The sequence below is a fragment of the Synechococcus sp. MU1648 genome (assembly GCF_023630615.1).
Taxonomy (GTDB): domain Bacteria; phylum Cyanobacteriota; class Cyanobacteriia; order PCC-6307; family Cyanobiaceae; genus Parasynechococcus.
Map to the genome: position 1 here is coordinate 64909 of NZ_JAKUHI010000011.1, position 7292 is coordinate 72200.

The 7292-nt window shown below is 61.4% G+C and carries 6 protein-coding genes and 1 pseudogene; 4 read left to right on the forward strand and 3 right to left on the reverse strand.

The features are described from left to right. The first annotated feature begins 76 nt into the window (after positions 1 to 76). The 3 genes from NCN06_RS10930 to NCN06_RS10940 are packed head-to-tail and all read left to right on the forward strand — an operon-like array spanning position 77 to position 4356. On the forward strand, positions 77 to 1990 hold the full coding sequence (locus tag NCN06_RS10930) for a GspE/PulE family protein (RefSeq protein WP_226398944.1): 1914 nt from the start codon (positions 77 to 79) through the stop codon (positions 1988 to 1990). 10 nt (positions 1991 to 2000) lie between these two features. Then, complete coding sequence (locus tag NCN06_RS10935) at positions 2001 to 3077, forward strand: type IV pilus twitching motility protein PilT (protein ID WP_226398945.1); 1077 nt, start codon at positions 2001 to 2003, stop codon at positions 3075 to 3077. Between the two features lie 19 nt (positions 3078 to 3096). After that, positions 3097 to 4356: a type II secretion system F family protein gene (locus NCN06_RS10940; protein ID WP_226398946.1), complete on the forward strand. Its 1260-nt coding sequence runs from the start codon at positions 3097 to 3099 to the stop codon at positions 4354 to 4356. Here the strand turns inward: NCN06_RS10940 and NCN06_RS10945 are convergent. Together NCN06_RS10945 and msrB are read right to left on the reverse strand one after the other, a co-directional pair. Then, the gene (locus NCN06_RS10945) at positions 4331 to 5599 is read right to left on the reverse strand and encodes a BaiN/RdsA family NAD(P)/FAD-dependent oxidoreductase (protein WP_226398947.1); all 1269 of its coding nucleotides are present in this window, start codon (positions 5597 to 5599) and stop codon (positions 4331 to 4333) included. The genes NCN06_RS10940 and NCN06_RS10945 overlap by 26 nt on opposite strands. Continuing rightward, positions 5571 to 6074, reverse strand: a complete 504-nt coding sequence (msrB, locus tag NCN06_RS10950) for a peptide-methionine (R)-S-oxide reductase MsrB (RefSeq protein WP_226398952.1) — start codon at positions 6072 to 6074, stop codon at positions 5571 to 5573. The genes NCN06_RS10945 and msrB overlap by 29 nt, the downstream gene beginning before the upstream one ends. 40 nt (positions 6075 to 6114) lie before the next feature. Here msrB and dusA point away from each other — a divergent pair, with 40 nt between their 5' ends. Next, complete coding sequence (gene dusA, locus NCN06_RS10955; RefSeq protein WP_226422805.1) at positions 6115 to 7110, forward strand: tRNA dihydrouridine(20/20a) synthase DusA; 996 nt, start codon at positions 6115 to 6117, stop codon at positions 7108 to 7110. Positions 7111 to 7123: 13 nt separating this feature from the next. On the opposite strand, the pseudogene NCN06_RS10960 reads toward dusA, so the two are convergent. Then, positions 7124 to 7292: pseudogene (locus tag NCN06_RS10960) on the reverse strand (RNA recognition motif domain-containing protein); the annotation flags it as partial.

Consider the following 7292-nt stretch of genomic DNA (forward strand, 5'->3'; position numbering starts at 1 on the left):
GATTGCTGTCTAGACATGTTGAAGGGCAACGCTCACCTCCCACAAGCTGCGGAAGCCCGCACCTCGGCCGCAAACCATGACTCTGACGCTGCCCACCCCTGATGCCGGCGACACGGCGCGGCAGCGTTTCGCGCTTGAACTGTTGATGCAGCAGCCTGTTCCGGGGCGGGACCAGTTGCTGGCAAGCCGCAACCTGCTGGATAACTCCTTACCGGATGTGCAGGCGGATCAGTGGCGCGTGCTCCAGGCCATGCCGATCGCAATCAATGCTGACCACCTCGACATTGCGATTCCCAGCCAGTGGCGAGAACAGGAATGGCAACACCTGATCGATCAGCTGCCGGAACAACACCGCACAATCCGCCTGCACCCAGCCATCGAAGCGGATCTGCTGGAAGCTCTGCACACGAAAACTACTGAAACGGAGGACCCAGCGCTGACCGAGCCGATGCAGCCCATCGCAGGAGAACCACGCAGCGCTGAAACACAAAACGACCCAGCCACTCAGCCGGTCGAAGAGACCGGCACACTTGCTGCATCAGAAGCCGACACCAAGCTCGGCGCTGGTGCTGAATCCTTTCTGCATGACTTCAGCCCCGAGGGGATGCTGGAGAGCGATGAGGACGACGACAACGAAACAGCCCAAGACGCCACTGACCTGGAAACCAGCCTTAAGGACGCAGAAGCCTCGCCCGTGGTGGCACTGGTGGACCGGATCCTGCTGCAGGCCATGTCGGTCAATGCCAGCGACATCCATGTAGAACCACAGCAGAAAGGGCTGCGGTTGCGGTTCCGCCAGGACGGTGTGCTTCAGCAGTACATAGAGCCGCTACCCAGTCGCCTGGTGCCCGCGGTGACGTCCCGTTTCAAGATCCTGGCGGATCTGGACATCGCCGAACGGCGCCAAGCCCAGGACGGCCGCATTCGCCGCAAATACCGCGACCGGGTGATTGATTTCCGCGTCAACACCCTGCCCAGTCGCTTCGGCGAAAAGGTCTGTCTACGCCTGCTGGACAGCGGAGCGACCCAGTTGGGACTGGACAAACTGATCAGCGATCCCGACGCGTTGGCACTGGTCAGGGACCTGGGCTCAAAGCCCTTCGGAATGATCCTGGTAACCGGACCAACCGGCTCTGGCAAGTCCACCACGCTCTATTCGCTGCTGGCCGAGCGCAACGATCCGGGCATCAACATCTCCACCGTGGAGGACCCAATCGAATACACCCTGCCGGGAATCACCCAATGCCAGGTGAACCGTGAAAAGGGCTTCGACTTCGCCACGGCACTCCGTGCCTTCATGCGCCAGGACCCGGACGTTCTGCTGGTGGGAGAAACCCGTGATCTCGAAACTGCCAAAACAGCGATCGAAGCTGCACTCACCGGTCATCTGGTGCTCAGCACCCTTCACGCCAACGATGCCCCCAGCACCATCGCCCGACTGGACGAAATGGGAGTGGAGCCCTTCATGGTGTCAGCGTCCCTGATCGGAATCATTTCCCAGCGGCTGCTGCGAAAGGTCTGCTCCCACTGCCGCGAGGCCTACCGGCCAGAGGAACGGGAACTGGGCCGCTTCGGGCTCATGGCGAGCAGGGAGGCGGATGTCACCTTTTACCGTGCCCACCATCACAATCCCAACGAACCGGTCTGTCCCCATTGCCAGGGCAGCGGCTACAAGGGTCGTGTTGGCATCTATGAGGTGCTGCGGATCCAGGACGATATGGCCACAGCCATCTCCAGAGGCGCCAGCACCGATGTGATCCGACAGCTGGCCCTGGAATCGGGAATGGTGACCCTGCTGGGCTACAGCCTCGAACTCGTGCGACAGGGCGAAACCACGCTGGAAGAGGTGGGTCGGATGGTGCTGACGGATTCCGGACTGGAATCAGAGCGCAGGGCCCGCGCCCTCAGCACAATGACCTGTGAAGGATGCGGTGCCGGTCTACAGGAAGGCTGGCTCGAGTGTCCCTATTGCCTAACACCACGCCACTGAGGAGCCGGTCATGGATCTGATGATCGAAGACCTGATGGAACAACTGGTGAAGGGCGGAGGAAGCGATCTTCACCTCGCCACCGGCCAGCCGCCCTATGGCCGCTTCAGCGGCGAACTTCGGCCGATGACGGATCGGTCGCTGGCCGAGGAGGACTGCAACAAGCTGATCTTCTCGATGCTCAACAACAGCCAGCGCAAAACGCTGGAACAAACCTGGGAACTGGACTGCGCCTACGGCCTGAAGGGCGTTGCACGCTTCCGCGTCAACGTCTACCGACAGAAAGGCAGCTATGCGGCCTGCCTTCGAGCCCTCGGCAGCAAGATTCCCAGCGTTGAATTACTGAACCTGCCACCAGTGGTGCTGGAAACCAGCGCGCGGCCCAGGGGGCTCGTGCTGGTGACCGGTCCCACCGGATCCGGAAAGACCACCACCCTGGCGGCAGTGCTTGATCACATCAACCACACCCGCAGCGAACACATCCTCACGATCGAAGACCCGATCGAATTCGTGTACCAGAGCGACAAAAGCCTGGTGCACCAACGCCAGCTGAACGAAGACACCAGAAGCTTTGCCAACGCCTTGCGCGCCGCCCTGCGGGAAGACCCGGACGTGATCCTGGTGGGTGAGATGCGGGATCTGGAGACCATTCAACTGGCCGTGAGTGCTGCCGAAACCGGACATCTCGTCTTCGGAACCCTTCACACCAGCTCCGCGGCCCAGACCGTGGACCGCATGGTTGACGTCTTCCCACCAGAACAACAGACGCAGATCCGTGTGCAGCTCTCGGGCAGCTTGGTGGCTGTGTTTTCCCAGACCCTTTGCCGGCGTCAAAACCCGGCAGAGGGACAGTTTGGTCGGGTGATGGCGCAGGAAATCCTGATCAACACACCCGCCACCGCCAACCTGATCCGCGAAGGGAAAACGGCACAGCTGTACTCACAGATTCAGACCGGCGGAGAACAGGGCATGCAAACCCTTGAAAAGGCCTTGGCCAAACTGGTGCTCAATGGGGATGTATCCCGTGCCGAAGCGATGGGCAAAGCCAGCAAACCGGGCGAATTGCAGCGATTGATCGGTGACATCTGATCCCAAGAAATAAGCATCGATGGCCGCCTTCATTGCTTCCTATGCCGGTCCGACCGGACAACCGCGAACGGTGACGATCAAGGCAGCTGACCTTGCTGAAGCCAAAAAACTGCTGCGGCGTCGGGGCATTCGCGCTGAAGAACTGCGGCCCGTCAACCCCGGAAACAACCAAGACACGAAACAAGACGAAGCAACGGGCGGCGGTCTCAGTTCTTTTGACCTCAATCGCCTGCTTGAGAAAGCGCCAGGGGTGAAGGAGAAAGCCGTGTTCGCCAGCAAACTGGCCGCCCTGGTCGATGCCGGCGTCCCGATCGTGCGCAGCCTCGATCTGATGGCCACACAGCAAAAACTGCCGATGTTCAAACGCGCGCTCACCAAAGTGAGCCTCGACGTCAATGAGGGCATTGCGCTGGCAACAGCCCTGCGTCAGTGGCCGAAGGTGTTTGACCAGCTCAGCATCGCCATGGTGGAAGCCGGAGAAGCCGGCGGTGTGCTGGATGAGGCCCTCAAACGACTGGCCAAATTGCTCGAGGACAACGCCAAACTTCAGAACCAGATCAAGGGCGCACTCGGCTATCCCGTGGCGGTGCTGGTGATCGCCATCCTGGTGTTCCTCGGCATGACCATCTTTCTGATCCCGACCTTTGCGGGGATCTTCGAAGACCTGGGAGCCGAACTACCGGCCTTCACCCAACTGCTCGTTGATCTGAGCGAACTGCTGCGCTCTTCCGTCGCGCTTTATGCCGTAGGGGTGATCCTGCTAGCGATCTGGCTATTGGGCCGGTTTTACGCCACCCACAACGGCCGTCGGACGATCGATCGCCTGGTGCTGAAACTGCCACTCTTCGGTGAACTGATTCTGATGACGGCGACAGCTCAGTTCTGTCGGATCTTCAGCTCGCTGACCCGAGCCGGTGTGCCAATTCTGATGTCGATGGAGATCTCGAGCGAAACCGCCGGCAACTCGATCATTTCCGACGCGATCCTTGCGTCGCGGAGCATGGTGCAGGAAGGGGTGCTTTTAAGCAATGCCCTCATCCGCCAAAAAGTGCTGCCGGATATGGCGCTGAACATGCTGGCCATCGGCGAGGAGACCGGTGAGATGGACAAGATGCTCAGCAAGGTGGCGGACTTCTACGAAGACGAAGTCGGAGCCATGGTCAAGGCGCTCACCTCAATGCTCGAGCCCGCAATGATTGTGGTGGTCGGCGGCATCGTGGGGTCCATCCTGCTGGCGATGTACCTGCCGATGTTCACCGTGTTTGATCAGATTCAGTGAGCGCGACGCCCATCGCCTGGCCCGCCAACCAACCGCCGCTCCAGCAGGCCTGGAAGTTGAAGCCGCCGGTCACCCCGTCCACATCCAGCAGTTCACCCGCCAGGTAAAGACCAGGACAGCGGCGGCTCTCCATCGTGGCCAGGTTGACGTCCCCCAAAGCGACACCGCCGGCGGTGACGAACTCCTCCCCAAAGGGTCCACGTCCCTGGATCGGCACACTCTGCGCGCAGAGGATCTCGACCAATTGACGCTCCGTCTTGATCGGCAAGTCTGCCCAACGGCGATCAGCCTCCACCCCAGCGATGGCCAGAAAGGCGTGCCAGAGCCGCCGCGGCAGATGCTCGAACGGCTTCGCTGCTGAAAGGGTTCGCCGGGCCTGCTCTTGCCGCCATTGCTGCAACCGATCGGTCACTCCTGATCGTCCCAACCCAGCACTCCAATCCAGCTTCAGCTCCCCCTTGTATCGGCTCTGATGCAAGGCCCTGGCGGCAAAGGCTGAGATGCGCAGCGTGGCCGGACCACTCAGACCGCGGTGGGTGATCAACACCCGCCCGGTCTGGCGGAAACGCTCATTGCCCAGCTTCAGATCAAGGCCCACATCATCGATGGCAATGCCACTGCAGGCGGTCAATGCAGGCACCTGCAGCGTGAGGCTGAACAGCGATGGCACCGGCGGCACCACCTGGTGGCCAAGGGCCTCCGCAAGTTTTCGGCCACTGGGATGCCCCCCCGTGGCCAGCATCAAGCAGCGTGCATGCATAGGCTCCAGGCCGCGGCCATCGAGCACAAAGCCACCCTCGGGGTGAACGCGCACCTGCTGGACCATCGCCTTGGTACGCAGCTGAACACCAGACGCCCTTGCCGCCTTCTGCAGACACTGGATCACTACCTCGGAACGGTTCTGCTGCGGGAACATCCGTCCATCGGGTTCCTCCACCAGCGTGAGCCCATGCTCGTCAAACCAAGCGATCGCATCACCGCAAGCGAAGCGGCTGAAGGGGCCCCGCAAGGGTCGACTGCCACGGGGGTAATGGGTGGCTAGTTCACGGGGGTCCCAGCAGGCATGGGTCACATTGCAGCGACCGCCGCCGCTGATGCGCACCTTCTGGAGCGGCTCTGGGGTGCCTTCGAGAATCAGCACACGTTGTAGCCCCTGCTCGGCAGCCGTGATCGCTGCCATGTATCCGGCAGGTCCACCGCCAACGACGATCAGATCAAGCGGGCTGGAAGCGGAGGGCGACACCGTTGTTGCAGTAGCGCTTGCCGGTGGGTCGAGGTCCGTCATTGAACACGTGGCCCTGGTGCCCACCGCAGCGACTGCAGTGGTATTCCATGCGCGGCAGGATCAATTTGAAATCTACTTTCGTGGCGATGGCACCATCCAGGGGCTGCCAAAAGCTGGGCCAGCCGGTGCCGCTGTCGAACTTCGCCTCCGAGGAAAACAGCGCCGCATCACAACCTGCGCAGTGATAAGTGCCGGAACGCTTCTCCCCATTAAGCGGGCTGGTGAAGGGGCGTTCTGTTCCCTCATTGCGAAGCACGTCATAGGCCTGGGGAGACAAGCGCTCACGCCACTGGTCCGCATCCAGATCCCATGAAGAATCGCCAGCTTTAGACGCTGCCAGCACGGCCTGAGGTCTCCAGAGACTGCCAAAAACACCTGCTATCGCCGCCAACAGCAGCGATCGACGGGACAGAACGGCGGCACTCAAGCTCATCAATGCTGACGCGGGAATCTCGAGCGGTTCTAATGGATTGATGACCGTCGCCGGATCCACCGCTGCCTACCGCTTCAGTGTGGCGCCGATGCTGGATTGCACCGACCGCCACTTCCGGGTGCTGATGCGGCAGATCAGCCGCAGAGCTCTGCTTTACAGCGAAATGGTCGTGGCCCAGGCGCTGCACCACAGCAAGCGACGCAACAAGCTGCTGGATTTCGATCCTGTTGAACATCCGATCGCACTGCAGGTAGGCGGCGACGATCCAGCCCTGCTGGCCGAAGCCGCACGACTGGCTCAGGACTGGGGCTACGACGAGATCAACCTCAATGTGGGCTGTCCCAGTCAGAAAGTGCAGGCCGGCAATTTCGGAGCCTGTCTAATGGCGGAACCGGATCTGGTCGCCCGCTGCGTGGAAGCCATGGTGGACGCGGGGGGACTCCCTGTGACCGTGAAGCATCGGATTGGAATTGACGACCTCGACAGCGACGCGTTGCTGACGAACTTTGTGGATCGTGTGGCGCTGGCAGGGGCCAGCCGCTTCGCTGTTCATGCGCGTAAGGCCTGGCTGGAGGGCCTGGATCCCAAGCAAAACAGAACGATTCCTGCGCTCAGGCATGACCGCGTTCATGCCCTAAAGCAGCGCCGACCCGATCTGATGATTGAACTCAATGGGGGGCTGGAGTCACCTGAAGACTGCCTTTTGGCGCTGGAAGGGTGCGATGGCGCCATGGTGGGGCGAGCCGCTTATAGCCATCCCCTGCGCTGGACCAGCGTCGATGCCTTGATCTTCGGAGAAGAAGAACGCCAGATCCTGGCGTCAGACGTCGTGGACGGCCTGCTTCCCCATGCGGCCGCTCATCTGGAGCGAGGAGGACGTTTATGGGACCTTTGCCGTCACCTTGTGCAGCTCGTGGAAGGCGTCCGTGGTGCCCGGCACTGGCGCCGGGAGCTGGGAGAGAAAGCCCAGCGACCCGGAGCCGACCTCAGTGTCCTGGTCCATGCCGGGCAACAGCTCAAGGACGCAGGACTCTGATCAACGACTGGCGTCAGCCCTGAGCTCCGCCGTAACCGGAATAGTCATCACCACCACTGGAGGATCCACGGCGACGACGGCTGCGGCCTTCGTCGTAGGCATTGCCTTCTCCACTGTTGTCGCGGGCTCCATAGCTGCGATCTTCCCAGCCGCGAGCTCCGGAGGGGCGATCACCACCACCA